26 protein-coding genes are annotated in these 21702 nt (G+C 47.0%); 23 read left to right on the top strand and 3 right to left on the bottom strand.

Annotated elements, in window-relative coordinates; translation table 11 throughout:
- The first annotated feature begins 92 nt into the window (after positions 1-92).
- Complete coding sequence (gene cysK, locus AB1I50_RS01980) at positions 93-1022, top strand: cysteine synthase A (protein WP_407724533.1); 930 nt, start codon at positions 93-95, stop codon at positions 1020-1022.
- A 60-nt stretch (positions 1023-1082) separates the two neighbouring features.
- On the opposite strand, the gene AB1I50_RS01975 is transcribed toward cysK, so the two are convergent.
- The gene (locus AB1I50_RS01975; protein ID WP_407724532.1) at positions 1083-1445 is read right to left on the bottom strand and encodes a metal-dependent transcriptional regulator; all 363 of its coding nucleotides are present in this window, start codon (positions 1443-1445) and stop codon (positions 1083-1085) included.
- A 160-nt stretch (positions 1446-1605) separates the two neighbouring features.
- On the opposite strand from AB1I50_RS01975, the gene ilvA reads away from it, so the two are divergent.
- From ilvA to AB1I50_RS01880, 19 genes are all read left to right on the top strand, one after another.
- Positions 1606-2799, top strand: coding sequence for a threonine ammonia-lyase (gene ilvA / locus AB1I50_RS01970; RefSeq protein WP_407724531.1), 1194 nt, complete (start codon positions 1606-1608; stop codon positions 2797-2799).
- Positions 2800-2811: 12 nt separating this feature from the next.
- Positions 2812-3183, top strand: a complete 372-nt coding sequence (locus AB1I50_RS01965; RefSeq protein ID WP_407724530.1) for a RidA family protein — start codon at positions 2812-2814, stop codon at positions 3181-3183.
- A 355-nt stretch (positions 3184-3538) separates the two neighbouring features.
- A complete protein-coding gene (gene dpsA / locus AB1I50_RS01960) occupies positions 3539-4408 on the top strand; it encodes a dipicolinate synthase subunit DpsA (RefSeq protein WP_407724529.1) in 870 nt (289 codons plus the stop codon).
- Positions 4405-4977, top strand: coding sequence for a dipicolinate synthase subunit B (locus AB1I50_RS01955; RefSeq protein WP_407724528.1), 573 nt, complete (start codon positions 4405-4407; stop codon positions 4975-4977). Before dpsA ends, AB1I50_RS01955 begins: the two co-directional genes overlap by 4 nt.
- Positions 4978-5070: 93 nt before the next feature.
- On the top strand, positions 5071-5589 hold the full coding sequence (locus AB1I50_RS01950) for a hypothetical protein (RefSeq protein WP_407724527.1): 519 nt from the start codon (positions 5071-5073) through the stop codon (positions 5587-5589).
- Between the two features lie 21 nt (positions 5590-5610).
- Positions 5611-6882 (top strand): O-acetylhomoserine aminocarboxypropyltransferase/cysteine synthase family protein, encoded by a 1272-nt coding sequence (locus AB1I50_RS01945; RefSeq protein WP_407724526.1) that lies wholly within the window; start codon positions 5611-5613, stop codon positions 6880-6882.
- A 61-nt stretch (positions 6883-6943) separates the two neighbouring features.
- Positions 6944-7645, top strand: a complete 702-nt coding sequence (gene ispD, locus AB1I50_RS01940; protein ID WP_407724525.1) for a 2-C-methyl-D-erythritol 4-phosphate cytidylyltransferase — start codon at positions 6944-6946, stop codon at positions 7643-7645.
- Entirely contained in the window at positions 7642-8109 is a 468-nt protein-coding gene (gene ispF / locus AB1I50_RS01935) for a 2-C-methyl-D-erythritol 2,4-cyclodiphosphate synthase (RefSeq protein ID WP_407724524.1), read from the top strand. The genes ispD and ispF overlap by 4 nt, the downstream gene beginning before the upstream one ends.
- A gap of 46 nt (positions 8110-8155) precedes the next feature.
- On the top strand, positions 8156-9292 hold the full coding sequence (locus AB1I50_RS01930; RefSeq protein ID WP_407724523.1) for a D-alanyl-D-alanine carboxypeptidase family protein: 1137 nt from the start codon (positions 8156-8158) through the stop codon (positions 9290-9292).
- 94 nt (positions 9293-9386) lie between these two features.
- Positions 9387-10724 (top strand): glucose-6-phosphate isomerase, encoded by a 1338-nt coding sequence (locus AB1I50_RS01925; protein ID WP_407724522.1) that lies wholly within the window; start codon positions 9387-9389, stop codon positions 10722-10724.
- Positions 10725-10758: 34 nt separating this feature from the next.
- The gene (locus AB1I50_RS01920; RefSeq protein WP_407724521.1) at positions 10759-11175 is read left to right on the top strand and encodes a hypothetical protein; all 417 of its coding nucleotides are present in this window, start codon (positions 10759-10761) and stop codon (positions 11173-11175) included.
- A 799-nt stretch (positions 11176-11974) separates the two neighbouring features.
- Entirely contained in the window at positions 11975-12472 is a 498-nt protein-coding gene (locus tag AB1I50_RS01915) for a YceD family protein (RefSeq protein ID WP_407724520.1), read from the top strand.
- A gap of 23 nt (positions 12473-12495) precedes the next feature.
- Complete coding sequence (gene rpmF / locus AB1I50_RS01910) at positions 12496-12687, top strand: 50S ribosomal protein L32 (RefSeq protein ID WP_407724519.1); 192 nt, start codon at positions 12496-12498, stop codon at positions 12685-12687.
- A 200-nt stretch (positions 12688-12887) separates the two neighbouring features.
- Positions 12888-14210 carry a ribosome biogenesis GTPase Der gene (gene der / locus AB1I50_RS01905; protein ID WP_407724518.1) on the top strand — a complete coding sequence of 441 codons (1323 nt, stop codon included), beginning with the start codon at positions 12888-12890 and terminating at the stop codon, positions 14208-14210.
- Entirely contained in the window at positions 14210-14929 is a 720-nt protein-coding gene (gene plsY / locus AB1I50_RS01900; protein ID WP_407724517.1) for a glycerol-3-phosphate 1-O-acyltransferase PlsY, read from the top strand. The genes der and plsY overlap by 1 nt, the downstream gene beginning before the upstream one ends.
- 355 nt (positions 14930-15284) lie before the next feature.
- A complete protein-coding gene (locus AB1I50_RS01895; protein ID WP_407724516.1) occupies positions 15285-15626 on the top strand; it encodes a histidine triad nucleotide-binding protein in 342 nt (113 codons plus the stop codon).
- Between the two features lie 12 nt (positions 15627-15638).
- On the top strand, positions 15639-16202 hold the full coding sequence (locus AB1I50_RS01890; protein ID WP_407724515.1) for a phosphoribosyltransferase family protein: 564 nt from the start codon (positions 15639-15641) through the stop codon (positions 16200-16202).
- Positions 16203-16249: 47 nt separating this feature from the next.
- A complete protein-coding gene (gene holA / locus AB1I50_RS01885) occupies positions 16250-17293 on the top strand; it encodes a DNA polymerase III subunit delta (protein ID WP_407724514.1) in 1044 nt (347 codons plus the stop codon).
- Positions 17290-17868, top strand: a complete 579-nt coding sequence (locus AB1I50_RS01880; protein ID WP_407724513.1) for a ribonuclease M5 — start codon at positions 17290-17292, stop codon at positions 17866-17868. The genes holA and AB1I50_RS01880 overlap by 4 nt, the downstream gene beginning before the upstream one ends.
- Here AB1I50_RS01880 and sigK read toward each other — a convergent pair.
- Positions 17858-18553: an RNA polymerase sporulation sigma factor SigK gene (gene sigK, locus AB1I50_RS01875; protein ID WP_407724512.1), complete on the bottom strand. Its 696-nt coding sequence runs from the start codon at positions 18551-18553 to the stop codon at positions 17858-17860. The two genes, AB1I50_RS01880 and sigK, sit on opposite strands and share 11 nt — an antisense overlap.
- A gap of 90 nt (positions 18554-18643) precedes the next feature.
- On the opposite strand from sigK, the gene AB1I50_RS01870 reads away from it, so the two are divergent.
- Positions 18644-19399, top strand: a complete 756-nt coding sequence (locus tag AB1I50_RS01870; RefSeq protein ID WP_407724511.1) for an exodeoxyribonuclease III — start codon at positions 18644-18646, stop codon at positions 19397-19399.
- A gap of 40 nt (positions 19400-19439) precedes the next feature.
- Here the strand turns inward: AB1I50_RS01870 and AB1I50_RS01865 are convergent, their stop codons facing one another.
- Positions 19440-20603, bottom strand: coding sequence for a lysylphosphatidylglycerol synthase transmembrane domain-containing protein (locus AB1I50_RS01865; RefSeq protein WP_407724510.1), 1164 nt, complete (start codon positions 20601-20603; stop codon positions 19440-19442).
- 190 nt (positions 20604-20793) lie between these two features.
- Here AB1I50_RS01865 and AB1I50_RS01860 point away from each other — a divergent pair, with 190 nt between their 5' ends.
- Both AB1I50_RS01860 and AB1I50_RS01855 read left to right on the top strand, forming a co-directional pair.
- Positions 20794-21246 (top strand): hypothetical protein, encoded by a 453-nt coding sequence (locus AB1I50_RS01860; protein ID WP_407724509.1) that lies wholly within the window; start codon positions 20794-20796, stop codon positions 21244-21246.
- 8 nt (positions 21247-21254) lie between these two features.
- On the top strand, positions 21255-21668 hold the full coding sequence (locus AB1I50_RS01855) for a CBS domain-containing protein (RefSeq protein ID WP_407724508.1): 414 nt from the start codon (positions 21255-21257) through the stop codon (positions 21666-21668).
- The last annotated feature ends 34 nt before the right edge of the window (positions 21669-21702 follow it).

Genomic DNA, 21702 nt, shown 5'->3' with positions numbered 1-21702 from the left:
GAAGGGTTTTTATGGTTATATTAGGTTTAACGCGATGTTGATTTTGCCGTATCCGTTTCAAAATCATTCTAAAATTATTTAAGGAGTATATTATGAAAGTATATAACAAAATCACAGACATCATCGGCAACACACCTCTTTTGAAGCTCAGCAACTACATTGAGGATAACAAGCTCGAGGCTGACATCTTCGCAAAGCTCGAGTACTTTAACCCGGCAGGAAGCGTAAAGGACAGAATCGCCAAGGCTATGATTGACGAGGCAGAGGCAAAGGGTATCATCAAGTCAGGCGCGGTTATCATCGAGCCGACCAGCGGCAACACAGGTATCGGACTTGCAAGCGTTGCGGCTTCTCGCGGATATAAAATTATCCTCACAATGCCCGAGACCATGAGCGTTGAGCGCAGAAATCTTTTGAAGGCATACGGCGCAGAGCTCGTGCTCACCGACGGCGCAAAGGGAATGAAGGGCGCTATTGAAAAGGCAAACGAGCTTGCAGAGCAAACTCCGAACAGCTTTATCCCCAGCCAGTTCAAAAACCCTGCAAACCCCGAAATCCACGTGCGCACAACCGGTCCCGAGATTTGGGAAGACACCGACGGAAAGGTTGATATCTTCGTAGCAGGCGTCGGCACAGGTGGTACGCTCTCAGGCGTAGGCAAGTACCTCAAGGGCAAAAACCCTAATGTCAAGGTTGTAGCCGTTGAGCCTGCAGGCTCTCCCGTGCTTTCAAAGGGTACTCCCGGACCGCATAAAATTCAGGGAATAGGCGCGGGCTTTGTGCCCGATACCCTCGATACCGAAATATATGACGAGATTATCACCGTCGAGAACGACGAAGCGTTCGCAACAGGCAGAACCCTCGCCAAAAACGAAGGCGTGCTTGTCGGAATTTCCTCAGGCGCGGCAGTTTGGGCGGCTACAGAGCTTGCAAAACGCCCCGAAAACAAGGGCAAGGTTATTGTAGCTCTGCTTCCCGATACAGGCGAGCGTTACCTTTCAACCCCGATGTTCGCGGATTAATTACAAACAAAAACGGCGGCTCAAACCAATTGGTAAGAGCCGCCGATAATTATTTAAATATTAGATGTTCATATGCTTTTTAAGCGCCGCGAAGGTCTCCGAGCTGATAACGTGCTCAATTTTGCACGCGTCGTTAACCGCGGTTTCCTCATTAACGCCTATGGAAATAAAAAACTTGCTCAGCACCTTATGGCGTTCATAGGTTCTGTCGGCAACCTCAAGTCCCAAATCGGTCAGGGTTATTCCGCCGTCCTTAGCTACGTTTATGTAACCGCCGTCGCGCAAAAGTCCCATGGCACGGCTTACGCTGGGCTTTGAATATCCCATTTCATCGCAAATATCAATCGCGCGTACAAAGTTCTTTTTCTGCGACAATACATATATAGTTTCAAGATACATCTCGCCTGATTCTTTAAGCTGCAAAGCAATCACTTCCTTTTATTTATATTATACCATAAAGCAAGTTTTTAATCAATATATTTTTGCTTTTATGTCATATCAAAAATCAATACTTGATTTATTTTGAAAATAGTAGTAAAATAATGTGGTGTAATTTATGGATAATCAAAAAGGAAGTGTACAAATGTTAACACTTGATAAAATCTACCATGCGTCCTACGTGCTTAAGGACGTAATCAGACATACCCATATCGTAAAGGCTGAGGGCATTTCCGACGACTGCGAGGTTTACCTAAAGCCCGAAAACCTGCAAATCACAGGTTCGTTTAAGGTCAGAGGCTCAGGTTATAAAATCTCACAGCTCACCCATGACGAAAAGAAAAGGGGCGTAATCGCCTGCTCGGCAGGTAACCACGCTCAAGGCGTTGCGCTTGCCGCTACAAAGTACGGCATCAAGTCGCTCATCTGTCTGCCCGACGGCGCTCCTATCTCAAAGGTCGAGGCTACAAAGGGCTACGGCGGCGAGATTTGTATGGTTCCCGGCGTTTATGACGACGCCTACAACGAGGCTTTAAGGCTCAGGGACGAGAAGAACTACACCTTTATCCATCCCTTCGACGACGAAAACGTAATCGCAGGTCAGGGTACAATCGGTATCGAAATTCTCAACGAAATGCCCTACGTTGACGCAGTTGTTGCCGCAATCGGCGGCGGCGGACTTCTCTCGGGCGTAGCCTGCGCGATTAAGAGCCTTAACCCCAAAATCAAGGTTTACGGCGTTCAGGCTGAGGGTGCTCCGTCAATGTACGAGTCAATCAAGCAGGGCAAGCCCGTTTCGCTCGACAAGGTGTCCACAATCGCCGACGGTATTCAGGTTAAGGAGCCGGGCGAGCACACCTTTGAATATGTCAAAAAGTATGTTGACGATATCGTAACCGTAAGCGACGACGAAATCGCTTCCGCTATTCTTAAGCTCATCGAAACTCAAAAGATGATTGCCGAGGGCGCAGGCGCTGCACCTTTGGCGGCTGTTATGTACAACAAGCTCCCGATTAAGGGCAAAAAGGTTGTTTGCATTGTTTCGGGCGGTAATATCGACGTTACAATCCTCAACCGTGTAATCAAGCGCGGACTGCTCATGAGCGGCAGACAGCAGACCTTGTGCATTGAGCTCCAGGATAAGCCCGGTCAGCTCGTTGCGGTGTCAAAGATTATCGCCGACCGCGGCGGAAACGTAATCTCAGTTCACCACGAGAGGGCAGGCGAGGGCTCAGACGTTAACGGCTGCTACCTCAGAATTATCATCGAGACCAGAAACTTCGACCACGTAAAGGAAATTTCAAAAGCGCTTACAGACGCAGGATTTAAACTTATTTAAGGAGTAATCAATATGGAAAAGATTTATACAAAGAACGCGCCCGACGCAATCGGACCGTATTCACAGGCGGTAAAGGCAAACGGACTTGTTTTTACCTCGGGACAAATCGCAATCAACCCTGAAACAGGCGACGTTGAGGCAACTACAATCTCAGATCAGACCGAGCAGGTTTGCAAAAACCTCAAAAACGTGCTCGAAGCCGCTGGCAGCTCTCTCGATAAGGCTGTTAAGACCGTTTGCTTCCTCGCAGATATGAACGACTTTGCGGCGTTTAACGCTGTTTACGGCGAGTACTTTTCCTCAAAGCCGGCTCGTTCATGCGTAGCGGTAAAAACCCTTCCCAAGAACGTTCTTGTTGAGGTTGAGGTTATCGCTGAGGCGTAATTAAAAATTAAACCTTATCAGGCTCCCTCAATGCTTTGGCTTTGGGGGAGTCTCCTGTTAGGGAATGTCGCCAACTTAAGAAATTATTGCATAATTTTCCTTGACATTGTAGGGGAGCACCCATGTGTGCTCCCGAGGGCGTTCAATTGAAATTTGATGTCCTATCAAGCCTTTCATCGTGAACAAACGTACGGCTCTCGCGGGCGGACACACAGGTCCGCCCCTACGAAAAACCATTAGTTGACGACATTGACCCCTACGGTGACTTCGCTTCCTTGCTATCTTCATTAAAAATTCACAAATACCACCCTGCCGAATATGATGTACTACAAAGTTATTTCGGCAGGGTGTTTTTATGACAGACAGCATTAAGACAATCGGTATTATCGGCGGCGACAAGCGCCAGCTTTATTTGGCGGATTCCTTTATTAAGGACGGCTTAAGGGTTATCCTCGGCGGCTTCGACACGCTCAAAAGCGTGGGCGACATCGCGATAACAGACGTAACTTCCGCCGTCAGCTACAGCGATATAATAATTCTTCCGCTCCCGAGTATCCGCTCTGACGGAAGTATAAACGCGCCTTTTTCGCAGGGCAATATTTATTTTACCGACGAAGAAATTGATATTTTAAACAGAAAGCCTGTTTTCGCCTCGTTCCGCGAAAAGCTGATTAAGGCTTATCCAAGGCTCAGCGGAGCGGTGTTTGACTACGCCTCGCGTGAGGATTTCGCAATTCTCAACGCCGTACCCACAGCCGAGGGCGCTGTTGAATGTGCGATGTGCGCGTATGAAGGCACAATCGCAGGCAGCAATTCGCTTGTCGCAGGCTACGGCAGAATAGGCAAGGTGCTCGCTTCAAAGCTGAAGGCTCTCGGCTCAAACGTCACCGTCAGCGCGAGAAGGTTCGAGGACTTGGCGTATATTAACGCGCTTGGCTATAAAGCCGAAAATACCGAGGAACTAAAAAAGCTCAGCGGCTACGACCTTGTGTTCAACACAATACCCGCGCTGATTTTTGATGAAGCTCTGCTTAAAAACACCGACCGCAATACCCTGATAATCGACCTCGCGTCAGCGCCCGGCGGAGTTGACTTTGAAGCGGCAAGGTCGCTTAAAATCGACGCTCAGCGCGCGTTGTCGCTCCCCGGCAAGTGCGCTCCCAAAACAGCGGCGCAGATTATTAAACAAACCGTAACATCAATAATTAAGGAGGTAAATTGGTGAAAAAGGCGACCATTGGTTTTGCAATGTGCGGTTCCTTTTGCACCTTTTCAAAGGCCTTTGAGCAAATGCAAAAGCTTGTGGATTTGGGCTACGACGTAATTCCCATTATGTCAAAAAACGCCTGCTCCACCAATACGCGCTTTGGCAGGGCGGAGGAAACGGTAAAAAAGGCAGAAAAAATAACAGGCAAAAAAGTGCTGAAAACCTCGGTTGATACCGAGCCAATCGGCCCCAAGGATATGTGCGATTTGCTGCTGATAGCTCCCTGCACGGGCAACACCCTTGCAAAGTTGTCGCTCGGCGTTACCGACACCTCGGTGACTATGGCGGCAAAATCGCACCTTCGCGTGCAAAAGCCCGTGCTTTTGTGCGTGGCAACAAACGACGCCTTAGGCGCTTCGGCTCAGAACATCGGCAGACTTCTAAACACAAAGAACATCTATTTTGTTCCGCTTAAACAGGACGACCCGGTAAAAAAGCCGAACTCGCTTGTGGCGGATTTTAATAAGATAGAAAAGGCGGTAGAGTATGCGCTTGAAAAAACGCAAATTCAGCCTGTGTTTGAATAAGTGAGATAAAAATATTAAATATATCGCGGCGGGTATTGCTCCCGCCGCTTTTTTGTGTTAAAATTATATTAATTACAGCTAAGGAGTAATTTTATGAAGTATTGTTCAAAATGCAGGCGGATGTATGACGATTCCGAGCATAACTGCACCGAGTGCAGAAAGCACTACGCTCTCGAAACGCTCGACGACCGGACCACGCCTGTTTATTTAACCTCAGCCTCAGGCTTTGAGCTTGACCGTATTCAGGCGGCGCTCGAGGACGACGGAATTCCGAGCACATCGCAGGCTCAGGAAAAGTCCCTTTCCGCAGACGCCGTAACCGGCAGCGATAAGACCGACAGGGATATTCTCGTTCCCTTCAACGCGCTTGACAAAGCAAGGGATGTCTGCATCGGCATCGGCGCTATCAAGCCCGAGGGAGAAGAAATTAAGGTCGAGGGACAGGACGTTGAGGACGCCGTTAATTCCGAAATTGACGAGTCCGAGATTATGAGCCCCGCAAAGAGAACCGCGGTAAAAATCATCTCTGCGATTTTGCTGATTATTATCGCCTGTTTTGTAATCTGGGGAACCGATTTCATCACGGGATTTATTAAAGGATTATTCAATTAAACACATAGGGGGAAATATATTATGAAAACCGAAACAAAATGCTTACATTCAGGCTACGAGCCCAAAAACGGCGAACCGCGCCAGCTTCCTATTTACCAGAGCACAACATGGAAATACGATTCCAGCGACGATATGGGCAAGCTCTTTGACCTTGAAGCAAGCGGATATTTTTATACAAGACTTCAAAACCCGACAAACGATTTTGTAGCCGCAAAGCTCGCGGCTCTTGAAGGCGGCGTTGCCGCAATGCTCACATCGAGCGGACAGGCTGCAAACTTCTTTGCACTCTTTAATATCTGCGAGACAGGCAGTCACATCATTGCCTCATCCGCAATCTACGGCGGCACATACAACCTGCTCGGCGTAACAATGAAGAAAATGGGCATTGACGTAACCTTTGTAGACCAGGATTTGCCCGAGGAGGAGCTCGCCAAGGAGTTCAGACCTAACACGCGCGCCGTATTCGGTGAGACCGTAACAAATCCCACGGTTTCAGTGCTCGATATCGAGAAGTTCGCTCACCTCGCGCACTCACACGGAGTTCCGCTTATCGTTGACAATACATTCGCTACTCCCGTAAACTGCCGTCCCATCGAATGGGGAGCAGACATAGTTACCCACTCCACCACAAAGTATATGGACGGTCACGCCATAGGCGTAGGCGGAGCGATTATCGACAGCGGCAACTTCGACTGGATGGCTCACGCCGATAAATACCCCGGTCTCACAACTCCCGACGAAAGCTACCACGGACTTGTTTACGCTGAAAAGTTCGGTAAGCTCGGTTATATCACCAAGGCGACCTCGCAGCTTATGCGCGACCTCGGCTCAATCCAGTCTCCGCAGAACGCTTTTTACCTCAATAACGGACTTGAAAGCCTTCACGTAAGAATGGACAGACACTGCTCCAACGCGCTTGCAATCGCAAAGTTCCTCAAGGCTCATGACAAGGTTGCGTGGATTGATTATCCCAACCTCGAGGGCGATAAATATTACGACCTCGCTCAAAAGTACCTGCCAAACGGCTCATGCGGCGTAATCGCGTTCGCTGTAAAGGGCGGCAGGGAAAAGGCGATTAAGTTTATGGACAGCCTTAAGCTTATGATTATCGCAACCCACGTTGCTGACGCGCGCACCTGTCTGCTTCATCCGGCAAGCCATACTCACCGCCAGCTCAGCGATCAGCAGCTTCTCGAGGCAGGCGTAGCGCCCGACCTTATCAGGCTTTCGGTAGGTCTTGAAAACGTTGACGATTTAATCGCTGACCTCACACAGGCGCTCGATAAAATTTAAGTCATACAAAAATTATCCATTATCAATTATCAATTTTCAATTAAAAGACGGGAGGGGTTTTATGTCAGCATTTGTATCAGCTATCATCGTAGCCGCCGGCGGCTCAACAAGAATGGGTTCGTCCGACAGCAAACAGTTTATCGCGCTTTCGGGCAAAACGGTAATCGAACGCACACTTACCACGTTTCAGCACTGCGGCCTTATTAAGGAGATTGTAGTTGTCTGCCGTGAGCAGGATTGCGAGCGTATCAGAGAAATTGCCGGCAAAAACGCCTTCTCCAAGGTAAGCGCAGTGGTTAAGGGCGGCGACAGCCGCGCACACAGCGTTAAAAACGGAATTTCAGCGGCAAATCCGAGGGCTGAGTACTACGCGATTCACGACGGAGCGCGTCCGCTCGTCACTGTCGAGGAGATTGAACGTGTTGTCGAAGCCGCTTTCGACACAGGCGCGGCAACCCTCGGAACTACCGTTACCGACACAATAAAAATCGTGAACGGCTATGACGTTATCGAGAGAACTCCGCTTCGCTCTCAGCTCAGAGCGGTTCAAACTCCTCAGGTGTTTGAAACCGAGCTGTATGCCTTTGCAATTGACAACGCAGGCGACAGCCTCGAAGGCTTTACCGACGACTGCTCGCTAATTGAAAAGATGGGCGGCGAAGTCAAGGTTGTAAAGGGAAGTAAAGAAAACATCAAGCTCACCACTCCGTTTGACATTTTAATCGCGGAGAGTATCATTCACGCAAGGGGAGAGGACAAATGAGAATAGGCAACGGCTATGACGTTCACCGCTTTGCGGAAAACCGCGATTTATTCCTCGGCGGAGTAAAAATTCCGTATGAACTCGGTCTGCTCGGTCATTCCGACGCGGATGTTCTGCTCCACGCCATAATGGACGCACTCCTCGGCGCGGCGGCGCTTGGGGATATCGGCAAGCTTTTTCCCGATACCGACGAACGCTTCAAGGGCGCGGACAGCTTACTGCTCTTAAAGGAAGTCTGCGTTGTGCTCGGCGCAAAGGGCTATAAGATTGTGAATATCGACTCAATCGTAATCGCCCAAAAACCAAAGCTTGCGCCGTACATCGAGCAAATGCGCAAAAATATCGCGGATGCGTGCAAAATCGACATTTCTCAGGTCAGCGTTAAGGCGACAACCGAGGAAAAACTCGGTTTCACCGGCAGGCTTGAGGGAATTTCCTCGCACGCGGTTTGCTTAATTGAATAGTATAATTATAACGCCTCGTTCATAATATTGAGCGAGGTGTTTTGTTATGTTAAATAAATTCTGTCTTATTTTATCAATATCAATTATCTTTTGCTCGATAATCCCTGCTTTTGCCGCCGAAGAAGCCAAATTGATAACCGCTCCTGCAGGCGTGCTTATGGAAGCACAGACAGGTAAAATTCTTTATGAGAATAATCCGCACGAGCAAAGACCGTGCGCGTCCGTCACAAAGGTAATGACGTTATTGCTCGTGTTTGAAGCGATAGACAGCGGAAAGCTCAGCCTTGACACCACAATAACAGCGTCCGAGCACGCCGCCTCGATGGGCGGAAGCGACATTTGGCTTGAACCCGGCGAGACGATGAGCGCCGACGATATGATTAAAGCCACGGTCGTAGCTTCGGCTAACGACGCGGCTGTCGCCCTTGCCGAACAGGTCAGCGGCAGCGAGGAGAGTTTTGTTGAGCAGATGAACAACCGCGCAAAGGAGCTCGGAATGAAGGACACCGTGTTCAAAAACTGCAACGGACTTGACGAGGACGGACACATAACCTCAGCCTATGACGTCGCAGTTATGTCGCGCGAGCTTATAAAGCACGAAAAGATTTTTGACTATACTTCAGTCTGGATTGACTATCTCCGCGGCGGTAAAACCCAGCTTGTAAATACCAATAAGCTGCTAAAAACCTACAAGGGCATAACCGGCTTAAAAACAGGCACGACCGACGACGCAGGATGTTGTATCTCAGCCACCGCAACGCGCGACGGTATGAGCCTTATCGGCGTGGTATTGGGCTGCGATAACGGCAAGCAGCGCTTTGCCGACGCCGCCGCTCTGCTCGACTACGGCTTTGCCAATTATTCTGTAAAAGAATTATCAATCCCTGAGGATATGCCTGTCAATATCGGCGTTGACAATGGTATGGAAAGCTCAGTCGGAATAAAATGTGACGTAAACTCAGGCTTTGTTACCGGAAAGGCGAGCGCCGACGAGATCACAAGCACGCTCGATTTACCCGAAAGCCTTGAAGCGCCCGTAGAGGAAGGGCAGATAATCGGCAAATTAAGCTTTGAAGCAAACGGCGAAAAGCGTGATTTTCAGATAACCGCGGCAGGAAATGTAGAGCCGATTACCTTTGGGGGTGTGTTCAAAACCGCTCTTAATTCTTTACTCGCATTATAAACCAAACGTATTTAAAAATATGCCGTAAATGCCTTGAAATTATCCTCGCTCTATAGTATAATATAACCAATATTAAATAATGGAGGATTAGCATATGGCAACAAAGCTAAATGATAAATATCTGAAGGATTTTATCGCTGAACATGAGTATGAGGGCGTGGCTGCCGAGGTAAAGGCGGCTCACAAGCTTTTGCACGACGGCACAGGTATGGGCAACGATTTCATCGGCTGGCTCAACCTTCCCACAGATTACGATAAGGACGAGTTTGCACGCATCAAGGCGGCTGCCGAGAAGATTAAAAAGGATACCGACGTATTTGTAGTTATCGGTATCGGCGGTTCTTACCTCGGCGCACGCGCTGCAATCGAGTTCCTCACATCACAGAACTACAACCTTACCTGCAAGGACACTCCGCAGATTTTCTTTACAGGTAATTCAATCAGCTCATCGGCACTTGCCGAGGTTATGGAGTTGTGCGAGGGCAAGGACGTATCAATCAATATGATTTCCAAGTCCGGCACAACCACCGAGCCCGCGATCGCGTTCCGTGTATTCCGCGAAATGCTCGAGAAAAAGTACGGCAAGGAAGGCGCTCGCGAGCGTATCTACTGCACAACCGACAAGGCGAGAGGAACTCTTAAGGCTCTTGCCGACAAGGAAGGCTACGAGACCTTCGTAGTACCCGACGACGTCGGCGGACGTTTTTCGGTTCTCACAGCCGTAGGACTTCTTCCCATCGCAGTTTCGGGCGCAGATATCGACGCTCTAATGCAGGGCGCACAGACCGCTCAGGCTGAGCTTAACAACGACGACTTGATGACAAACGACTGCTACAAGTACGCCGCGATCCGCAACATCCTTTACCGCAAGGGTAAGACAACCGAGATTATGGTTGCCTACGAGCCTGCGTACACAATGATGGCGGAGTGGTTCAAGCAGCTTTACGGCGAGAGCGAGGGCAAGGATAACAAGGGCATTTATCCCTCAAGTGTTATCTTCTCAACCGACCTTCACTCACTCGGTCAGTACATTCAGGACGGCAGACGCACAATGTTTGAGACTGTTGTTCTTTTTGATAAAGTTAAAAAAGAGGTTACCCTCGGCACAGATCCTACCAACGTAGACGGTCTCAACTTCCTTTCGGGCAAAACAATGGGATTTGTCAACCAAAAGGCGTTTGAGGGCACAGTGCTTGCCCACAACGACGGCGGCGTTCCCAACGTTGTAATCAACGTTCCCGAAATGAACGAGACAGAGCTCGGATATCTTATCTATTTCTTCGAGAAGGCTTGCGCAATCTCAGGCTATATGCTCGGCGTTAATCCGTTTAATCAGCCCGGCGTAGAAAGCTACAAGAAGAATATGTTTGCTCTGCTCGGCAAGCCCGGCTATGAGGATCAAAAGGCTGAGCTCGAGGCAAGATTGGGCTAACTTCTAACGTTAAAAATTTTTGGAGGTACTAATTATGGTTACTTTACTTATCGGCAAAAAAGGCGCCGGCAAAACAAAAAAGCTTATCGCACTGGCTAACGAGGCTGTAGCGGCTTCTTCGGGCAACGTTGTTGTTATCGAAAAAGGCGCAAAGCTCACCTACGACGTTACACATAAGGCAAGACTTATCGACACAGAGCAGTACAACATTTCAGGCTATGATATGCTCTACGGCTTCATCAGCGGTATTTGCGCAGGCAACTACGACGTTACCGACATTCTTGTTGATTCAACCTTCAAGATCGCTCCCGAGGCTATCAGCGGACTTGAAAGCTTTACAAAGAAGCTTCAGGATCTTTCCGAGACAACCTCAACAAACATCGTTGTGCTCGTATCAGCAGACGAGGCTGACATTCCCGAGTCAATCAACGCAGTTTGCCAGACAGTTTAATTATTAGTAATATAATCAATTCAGTCTCCTCCGTCGCTTGTACGGGGGAGACTTTATTTTCTATATTACATACATTCAATTCACACCGTAGGGGCGGACCCATGTGTCCGCCCGGGAAACGTGAACCGTGTTAATCGTAAAATCCGTTTTAACCGCGATAAACGGACGTTTAATTCAACACACAAAAATCATAATTAATCAAATGTTGTGCTCCTGTCCTGCGGGCGGACACATGGGTGATTCCCCTGTTAGGGGAAATGTCACGAAGTGACAAAAGGGTTGCCGTTTTCGCCAGAAAAAGGTGGCACGGCATTTATGCCGTGACGGAGGGGGCAGACGTTTTAAATAGCGCCAACATTTCAGTGAAAGACAAACATTCAATTCACACCGTAGGGGCGGACCCATGTGTCCGCCCGGGAAACGTGAACCGTGTTAATCGTAAAATCCGTTTTAACCGCGATAAACGGACGTTTAATTCAACACACAAAAATCATAATTAATCAAATGTTGTGCTCCTGTCCTGCGGGCGGACACATGGGTGATTCCCCTGTTAGGGGAAATGTCGCAAAGCGACAAAAGGGTTGCCGTTGTGCTAAGAACGCCCCTACAATGAAAAAGCTCATATAGGTTACATTTCAATTACAAGTTAATTCCTTAAAAGAATAATATCTCAATCCTACAGTTTTTATCTTAAATTTCGGCTTATTTTCTGCAATTTTTTAGTTGACAAAGCCCCAATCCTTTTGTATAATAATAAACAGCGTTTTAATATGCGTTTATGCGGTCTAAGAGGTGTAGAATGCTTTTTGATTTAAAATCAGTCTTTCTTAATGATGGCGAAACCAAGCAGCTCGACTATGAGCTTGACATCTCTGATATTTCCGTTGACGGAGCTTTTCCATTCACTTCTCCGGTGCGGATAACCGCCAAGGCTCACAACCGCGCAAGCCTTGTTACATTGTCGCTTAATTGTGTTTATAACTTTGAGCGCTTCTGCGACCGTTGCGGCGAGCAGATTACCGGCGAGCAGAGCAAAACCTTTGAGCACAGGCTTGTTCAAACTTTGGTTGACGAGACCAACGACGACTATATTGAAACACCCGATTTTACTCTCGAGCTTGACGAAGTTGTAATTTCGGACATCATCCTGAACTACCCTCAAAAGTTTTTATGCAAAGAGGATTGCAAAGGAGTATGTCAGCACTGCGGTAAAAATCTTAACGAAGGCGGCTGCGGCTGCGATAAAAAATCAATCGACCCGAGACTTGAGATACTAAAACAGCTTATGGAAGAATAAAGATATAAGGAGGTCTATGTAAAATGGCAGTACCTACAAGAAAAACATCACACGCAAGAAAGAGCTCAAGACGTTCAACAGTTTGGAAGCTCGACGCGCCCACACTTACAACTTGTCCCAACTGCGGCGAGCTTACAGCAGCGCACAAGGCTTGCACAAACTGCGGTATGTATAAGGGCAGACAAGTAGTCGAAATCGAAAAGAAGGAAGCTTAATTTCTTAAGACGATCAAACGGGCGACAGATTTTCTGTTGCCCTTTTAATCTTTATGATAGAGTTTAGAGAATAGAGTTTTGAGTTTAATTTTTCAATATAAATGAAGGGAAAAACGATACGCAACACTTTAAATCGGAGCGAAGCGACCATTATCTAAACTCTAAACACTAAACTCTTAACTCTAAAATGGAGTAAAACTATGAACAAACCCGTAATTGCTATTGTGGGCAGACCGAACGTCGGCAAGTCCACACTATTTAACAAGTTAATCGGCAAGCGAGTGTCGATCGTAGACGACACGCCCGGCGTTACGCGCGACAGAATTTACGGCGAAACCGAGTGGTGCGGCAAAAAGGCGATGGTCGTTGACACAGGCGGTATCGAGCCTAAAAGCGACGACGTTATTTTATCTCAAATGCGCCGTCAGGCTCAGCTCGCCATCGACACCGCAAGCGTTATTATTCTCGTAACCGACCTCAAAAGCGGACTTGTGGCAACAGATATGGACGTTGCGCAAATGCTTCAAAAGTCCGGCAAGCCGATAGTCCTCTGCGTTAACAAGTGCGACACCGTAGGCGAGCCGTCAATGGACTTTTACGAGTTCTATAACCTCGGTCTCGGCGAACCTTATCAGGTTTCGGCTGTTCACGGCCACGGCACAGGCGATATGCTCGACAAGGTGTTTGAGTACCTTGATTATGATAAGGCCGACGACGAGGATGAAAGCGTTATTAACGTAGCCGTAATCGGCAAGCCGAACGCAGGCAAGTCCTCGCTTATCAATAAAATAACCGATTCCGAGCGCTGTATTGTGTCGGATATCGCAGGTACAACGCGCGACACAATCGACACACTGATTGAAAACAGCTACGGCAAATTCAACTTTACCGATACCGCAGGTCTCAGGCGCAAAAGCAAGGTTTACGACGATATCGAAAAGTACAGTATTCTCCGCGCGAAAATGGCGATTGAACGCGCCGACGTCTGCGTAATAATGATTGACGCAACCGAGGGCATTACCGAGCAGGACACCAAGGTTGCAGGACTTGCGCACGAGGCAGGCAGAGCCTGTATTTTGGCGGTAAATAAGTGGGACGCTGTTGAAAAGAACGACAAAACAATGCGCGAGTTCCAAAAAAAGCTCGACGCTGACTTTGCTTTTATGTCCTACGCTCCGCAGGTGTTTATCTCGGCAAAGACAGGGCAGAGGCTCGACCGCCTTTTTGAGTCAATCGTCGCGGTCAACGAAAACGCAAGCCTGCGCATTAAGACAGGTATGCTCAACGAGCTTTTGGCACAGGCGACAACACGTGTTCAGCCGCCGTCGGATAAGGGCAGAAGATTAAAGATTTTCTATATGACGCAAACAGGTGTAAAACCGCCGACATTCGTGTTCTTCTGCAACGACGCAGAGCTGTTCCACTTTTCATACCAGCGCTACCTCGAAAACCGAATCCGCGAGGCGTTCTGCTTTGACGGCACTCCAATCCGCATTGTAATCCGTGAAAGGGGAGATAAGTAATGAATTCTTTACCTTTTTTCAATCTGGCAAACTACTGGTGGTGCTACCTGCTCACAGCGGTAATCGCCTATCTTTTGGGAAGCATTAATCCTGCTGTCATCATCACAAAAATCTGGACAAAGGGCAAGCTCGATATCCGCACCGTAGGAAGCGGCAACGCAGGCTTTACAAACGTTCTGCGCACGGTCGGCAAGGTTCCGGCTGTTATCACACTTATCTGCGACGCCCTCAAATGCGTTGCGGCGGTGCTTTTCGGCGGACTGATTTTTACATACGTCGCAAATGACGTGTCCGCAATTTGCTCCGACAACTCGGTTGAGATTATAAATATAGGAAAGTATCTCGCAGGAATTTTCTGCATTGTCGGCCACTCCTTTCCGCTTTATTTCCACTTCAAGGGCGGCAAGGGCGTTGTGTCTGCCGCGGCTCTTATGCTCACCGAGGACTGGAGAGTATTTTTAATGATACTCGCAACCTTCCTGATTATTTTTATTATCTCAAAAATAATCTCGCTCGGCAGCATAATAAGCGCTCTTATGTACGGTCCTTACACGTTTATTATGACGTTCTTTTTCGATTACAACGGCTCAAACCTGTGGTATGTTATCTTCTCCACAGCCGCCGCTTTGATTATCGGAATTTTCGTCACAATCAAGCACAAGGACAACATAAAGCGCCTTCTCCGCGGAGAGGAAAAGAAAATCACCGCAAAAAAATAAAAATCATATAAAACAGTCTAAAGGCTCCCCTGATGTGCGACAGCACCTTAGGGGAGCTGTCGATTTATCGACTGAAGGGTTGGCGCATGAATTGGCACCGGTTTTAAAATTGCGCCTATACTTGATTTTTATAAAAAATAGTAGTACAATAGCTTTGGATATTTTATAGGCAACACCGCACAATTTACGGCGCACGCCTTGCTTGATTATTGTTCCGTCATGTTGCCCAAAAAAGTCTCGGCAAGGCGTCAGCCTTACCTCGATTTTTTGTCCAACCTGACGAAAAATCTTACTTCGCAATCCGCACACCTAAATTATTCGGTATTGCCTATAAACAAAACAAGGAGAGTATTCTATGAGCGACTGCATTTTCTGCAAAATCGTTGACGGCAGTATTCCGTCAAAAAAAGTTTATGAGGATGACCAAATCCTCGCGTTTTACGACCTTGAACCGCAAGCTCCCGTGCACGTGCTTGTGATTCCGAAAATCCACATCTGCTGCGCCGACGCCGTTACCGAGGAAAACGCCGGTGTTATCGCGCATATCTTCACAAAAATCCCCGAGATTACAAAATCACTCGGACTTGAAAAAGGATACAGAATCGTCAATAACTGCGGAGAACACGGCTGTCAGAGCGTTAAGCATATGCATTTCCATATCCTCGGCGGAACACAGCTCGGCGGAAGAATGACGTAAAGGAGTAGAACAATGAGCCAAGAGTTAAAAAAGCAGTACGAAACATATAAAATCACAATCGCAGGCATCGAGCGCGATTTGGTGAAATTCCCTGTTGACGAGAAAACCGACATCGCCGCGTTTATTATGTTCGGTGACGTTGAGGTTACCGAAAAGGCGGCGGCAGAGCTCCTTAAAATCTGCCCCGAGCACGACGTTGTAGTCTCCGCCGAGGCAAAGGGTATTCCGCTTTGCTACGAGATGGCGCGTCAGGGCTGCCGTCAGTACGTTATCGCCCGTAAGAGCATTAAGGTATATATGCGCAACTGCGCTCAGGTTACCGTTAAGTCAATCACTACTGCTAAGGTTCAGACGCTTTATCTCGGTGAGGACGATGTTGAGTTCCTCAAGGGTAAAAGAGTTCTTATTGTTGACGACGTAATCTCGACCGGCGAAAGCCTCAGAGCATTAGAGGAGCTTATGAAGGAGTGCGAAGCCGAAGTAGTAGGCAAGGCTGCGGTTCTCGCTGAGGGCGCGGCAAAGAATAGGGACGATATTATCTACCTCGAGCCCTTGCCGGTTTTTGTTAAAGAATAATTATTGTAGGGGCGTAAATTCGCCCCTATATTTATAAAGGTATCAATATGTCAAAGTTATCCGAATCAGATTTAAAAAAGCAAATTAAAGATAAAAGCTTTTCCCCGATTTACGTAATCTACGGCACCGAGCAGATGTATGTTAAAAACTACACCAAAATGCTCGTTGAAGCTGTCGCGGGTAAGCACCCCAACGACTTCAATTTCCACACCTTTAAGGGAGAAATCAACCTCGACGAGCTCGGCGCGGCGGTTCAGGTTGCGCCGTTTATTAGCGAGTACAACTGCGTGCTGATTGAGGACGCTTTTTTTGATTTGATGAGTGAAGCCGAATTAAAAAGATTAAAGGAGATTTGCGCGATCCGCTGTGAGGGCAACGTTGTGATAATCTCTATGCCGTCAAATATGCCTGCTAAGCGCAAATCCGCCTTTGATTCTATCGTAAAAACGGCGGATAAAAGCGGCTCTGTCTGTGTATTTGACAAACAGCCGAATAACGTTATCGAGCGTTATATCGCAAAGTGGGCAAACGCAAACGGCAAGATGATATCGCGCGTAAACGCCGCAAAGCTGATTACATATGTCGGTGACGATTTGACAGCGCTCAAAAACGAGGTCGATAAAATTTCATCCTACGCTCAGGGCGGGGAAATTACTCTCGAAGATATTGATAAGCTTGCAACCGTTAATGTAGAGAGCAGGATTTTCGATTTGTCCGACGCGGTTATCAACGGCAACGGCGACCGCGCATACAAGGTGCTCGACACGCTTTTTTATCAAAAGGAAGAGCCGATTGTTATGCTCTACACCTTGTCCAACGCCTATATCGACGCATACCGTATGCGCGTTGCTAACGAGTGCGGAGTGAGTAAAAACGACGTCGTCAAGGACTTTGACTACAAGCGCAGAGCCTTTGCTCTTGACCGCGCCGCGCGCGCGACTTCAAGGGTGAGCACCGACGCGCTCAGAAAAAGCATTGATATCCTCACCGAGGCGGATTTGAATTTTAAGTCCGTCAGGATAAATCCGCGCTTGTATATGGAACAGTTGATCGCTCAGCTTTTGATTACAGCGCAGGAGGGCAGGCGGTGATTAAGCTTAAACAAGCCGTAATTGTCGAGGGCAGGTACGATAAAATCAAGCTGAAAAATATTATCGACGCGCCGATAATCGAAACAAACGGCTTTCGGATTTTTAACGACAAACAGCGCCAAAGCCTTATCCGCCAAATTGCCGATAAGCGCGGAATACTTATTATGACCGACAGCGACGGCGCAGGCTTTGTAATCAGAAACTTCCTCAAAGGCACTGTCGATAAAAGCAAGATTAAAAACTGCTATATTCCTCAGCTTTCGGGCAAGGAAAAGCGCAAGGTGCGCGGTAGCGCGGAGGGCTTTTTAGGCGTTGAGGGCGTGCCCGATGAAGTGATAATCGAGGCTGTCCGCAAAAGCGGTGCGGAGATTATCGGTGAGGAAACGGTAAAGCGCAAGGAAATCACCAAGGCTGATTTATATTCCCTCGGTCTGACCGGAACGGAAAACTCCGCCCAAAAGCGCAAACAACTCCTTGATAAGCTGAATTTGCCCGGTTATCTCTCAACAAACGCAATGCTCACTGCGCTCAATTGCCTTTATTCTTTAGAAGAATTAAAGAAGATTATAGATTAGAACTGCTCTCAAACCTCTTTCTCAGGGTTTTGAGGGCTTTTGTTTCTATACGGCTGACGTATGAGCGCGAGATATCAAGCATTTTCGCAATCTCCTTCTGCGTCATAGGCTTTTTGCCGTTAAGACCGTACCGCAGGATAATCACGGTCTTTTCACGGCTGTTTAATTCCTCGGTGATATACTGACCGAGCTTTTTACTGTTCAGCTTCATATCGAGCTCGTCAAGGATATTGTCGTCAACCTTCATAATGTCCATCAGCGTCAGCGGATTACCGTCCTTGTCGGTGTCGATGGTCTCGTTGAGCGACACATCACGTTCTGTCTTTTTCACCGCGCGAAGGTGCATTAAAATCTCATTTTCAATACACCTGCTCGCGTACGAGCTCAGGCGGATTTTTTTGTCGGGCTTAAAGGTGTTAATTGCCTTAATCAGCCCGATTGTGCCGATTGACACAAGGTCGTCCTGCTCGCACTTTGTACCGTAATATTTCTTTATGATGTGGGCGACAAGGCGCAAATTATGCTCAACCAGCTTGTTCCTCGCCTCGTTATCGCCCTCTTTGAGCCGTTCAAGGTAATATTCCTCTTCCTTCTTGCTCAGTGGTTTAGGGAATGAACCGCCCGAACAAACGTGAAGAATATAAAAGCATACATATTGACCGAGCAAAGCGATAAAATCTAACACATAACCACCTCAACAAAATGTATTCAAACCACTTGATAATAATTCATTAATAAACTATAATGTAAGTATAAAATGGATTGGAGAATGGTTATGAAAAAGCTGATTTCATGGAACGTAAACGGTCTGAGAGCCTGCGTAAACAAGGGCTTTCTCGACTTTTTTAAGGATATCGACGCGGATGTTTTCTGCGTTCAGGAGACTAAATTGCAGGAAGGTCAAATTGACCTCGATTTGGAAAATTATCATCAGTACTGGAACTACGCCGATAAAAAGGGCTATTCGGGCACAGCGATGTTCACCAAGGAAGAACCGCTCAGCGTAAAATACGGCATCGGAATTGACGAGCACGACCACGAGGGCAGGGTTATCACCGCGGAATTCGATACATATTACGTTGTCACCTGCTACACTCCGAACTCGCAAAACGAGCTTAAAAGGCTCGACTACAGAATGAAGTGGGAGGACGACTTTTTAAGCTACCTCAAAGAGCTTGAAAAGACAAAGCCCGTTATTCTTTGCGGAGATTTAAACGTCGCCCATACGGAAATCGACCTTAAAAACCCAAAGACAAACCGCAAAAACGCAGGCTTTACCGATGAGGAAAGGGAGAAGATGACCGTGCTACTCAGCAACGGCTTCACAGACACCTTCCGTCATTTTTACCCCGATAAAGAGGGGATTTATTCGTGGTGGTCGTACCGCTTCAAGGCTCGCGAAAAGAACGCAGGCTGGCGTATTGACTACTTCATAACCTCAAAAGCGCTTGATAACAGGTTGAAAGGCGCTGATATCCACACCGATATTTTCGGCTCAGACCACTGCCCTGTAGAGCTTACAATAGAATAAAAAAATATACGTCCAAAGCATTACGCCTTGGACGTTGTTTTTAATTTGATTTAACTTTTTCAGTCGGGACAAATTCATTATCAATGTCGTTTTCATCCTCGGGAGGATTGAGCGATTTTTTATACTCCTCGTCCTTATCCTTGCCCTTTGTTAGGAACGAGAAGGGGAAGGTAATCAAAATCGCGCCGTAGTAGGTGATAAAACGCCATAAAAGAATTGCAGGTTTAATCTTTCTGATACCGCCGATAACAAAGTAACTGCCGAAATACATTGTAAACGCAAGCTCCGCACCGCCCGAAGCACCGGGGAGAGGAACAAGGTTAGAGGTAAACAGCACAAAGCTCTGAATACAAACAAAGTCAAACGGATTGCCGACAGGCTGACCGTGAGCGGCTGCGATTTTCGGAAGTCCGAACGAAAGATATATAAAGTACGGAACGACCAAAATCAGCATTACCTGCGCAAATACAAGCGCGAAGATAAGCGCCAAACGCTTTTTGTTTTGCATAAGCCTCTTGTTTGACTTTAGAAAGTTGTCAAATTCCCTTGCAACCCTGCGGATTTTTTCGGTCGGCTTTTTAACAAACTTCAGCATTTTCATAATCTTGTAAATCAGCGCAAGCAGCTTGTGCGTAATCTTCTTTGAGAAGGAAACAATCAGGAAAAGCGCCGTAATGCCGAGCTGGGTTAAAAATCCGAGTACAATAAACGCCGACGACCAAAAGTTTGTGAACGCCTCGCTGAAATAATCAAACTTGACAATTACCGCAAATATACTGAATACCGTGGTAACAAGCTGATAGACGATAAACTTCTGCGTCATACACGACGAGCCGAAGCCTACGCTTACCTTCATTTTAGCCATCAAATAAAGCTGCATGGGCTGTCCGCCTGTGTTCGACGGAGTAACCGCGCCGAAGAAAACGCCTACGCAAGCAACCTTAACCGCGTCAATAAACCTGAACTCAGGATAATTCGACCTGATATAAATCAGTGTAACAATCGCGTCTACCAAAATATTCGAGTAAAAAGCGATTATTCCTGCGATAATCCACCACCAGTTTATGCCGTCAGGAGATTTCAGCAGGTCAATCATTCCGTCCTCGGACACAAAAAAGTAGATTATAAAATAAAGCGAAAGACCGATAACTAAAATATTAAATATCAGCTTTCCGTTAATTTTGAATTTTCTCTTTTTTTCCATTATAATCTCCGAATAGTTTTTATTCAACATTAATGATACATTTATTATCTCAAAATTGCAACAACAAACTTGTAACATTTTGGCAGTAAACAGCAAATTATATATAGTTTACAAAAACAGCTTGTAAATTTTGTGTATCTGTGTTAAAATATTATTAGAAATAATAACCAATTCAAACGTGGTGTTAGTTATGAGATTTTTTGATATCGTGAATATTTACGGCTTGATCATAGCGGTAATTATCGTCGCTCCGCATATTATTTACGTAAAAACGCATACAATTGACAGGAACAAATTTTCAAACAGAGCTATGGTTTATATCGACCGAACAGGCAGGTTTTTCAGCCTGTTTTTAATGGCGTTTAATCTCGGCGTTTTGGAGCAGGGCTTTACCGAGCCGAAGGAGCTTATGCGAAACTTTTGGATGATAACTGTTTTCGCCCTGACGCTGATTTACATTCTTCTCTGGCTTGTGTTCTTCAAAACCGAAAACAAGGGAGTAGCCCTGGCGACTATTTTGATTTCGGCATTTATATTTATTTTCAGCGGAATTTTGCAGGTTAAAACTTTGCTGATGACCGCAGGTATTGTATACTTAATCGGCGAGCTCTATATTTTTTCGCAGTATTTCAAAGACAAATGAGGTAACTAATGAACGTTTTAATGCTGTTAAAACCCAAAAAAACGGTTCAATTCGTTTACGATTACAATACGCTCCGCCAAGGGCTTGAACGTATGAGGGCTCACAGCTACACGGCACTGCCTGTAATAACCTCAGACGGAAAGTACGCAGGTACGGTGAGCGAGGGAGACTTCCTATATTATATCCTCGACCGTCACGAGGGCGGTATGCGCTCGCAGGAAAAGCACAACATCCGAGATATTCTCCGTACCGGCTTCAACCCTGCGGTAAAAATCGACGTCACTATGGATGAGCTTTTGGACAGGGCTCAAAACCAGAACTTTGTGCCTGTCACCGACGACTTGGGTACGTTTATCGGTATTGTAACCCGTCAAGACATAATAAAGGCAATGCTACACCATTCAGGTGCACGCCTTGCTTGAATATTATTCCGCCAGACTGCCCAAAAAATCTCGG

Origin of the sequence: Ruminococcus sp. NATIVEDY161 (genome assembly GCF_045819895.1) — a bacterium.
Lineage (GTDB): Bacteria > Bacillota > Clostridia > Oscillospirales > Acutalibacteraceae > Ruminococcoides.
The sequence above is the reverse complement of the archived record's forward strand: the minus strand, read 5'-3'. Positions and strand labels throughout refer to the sequence as shown.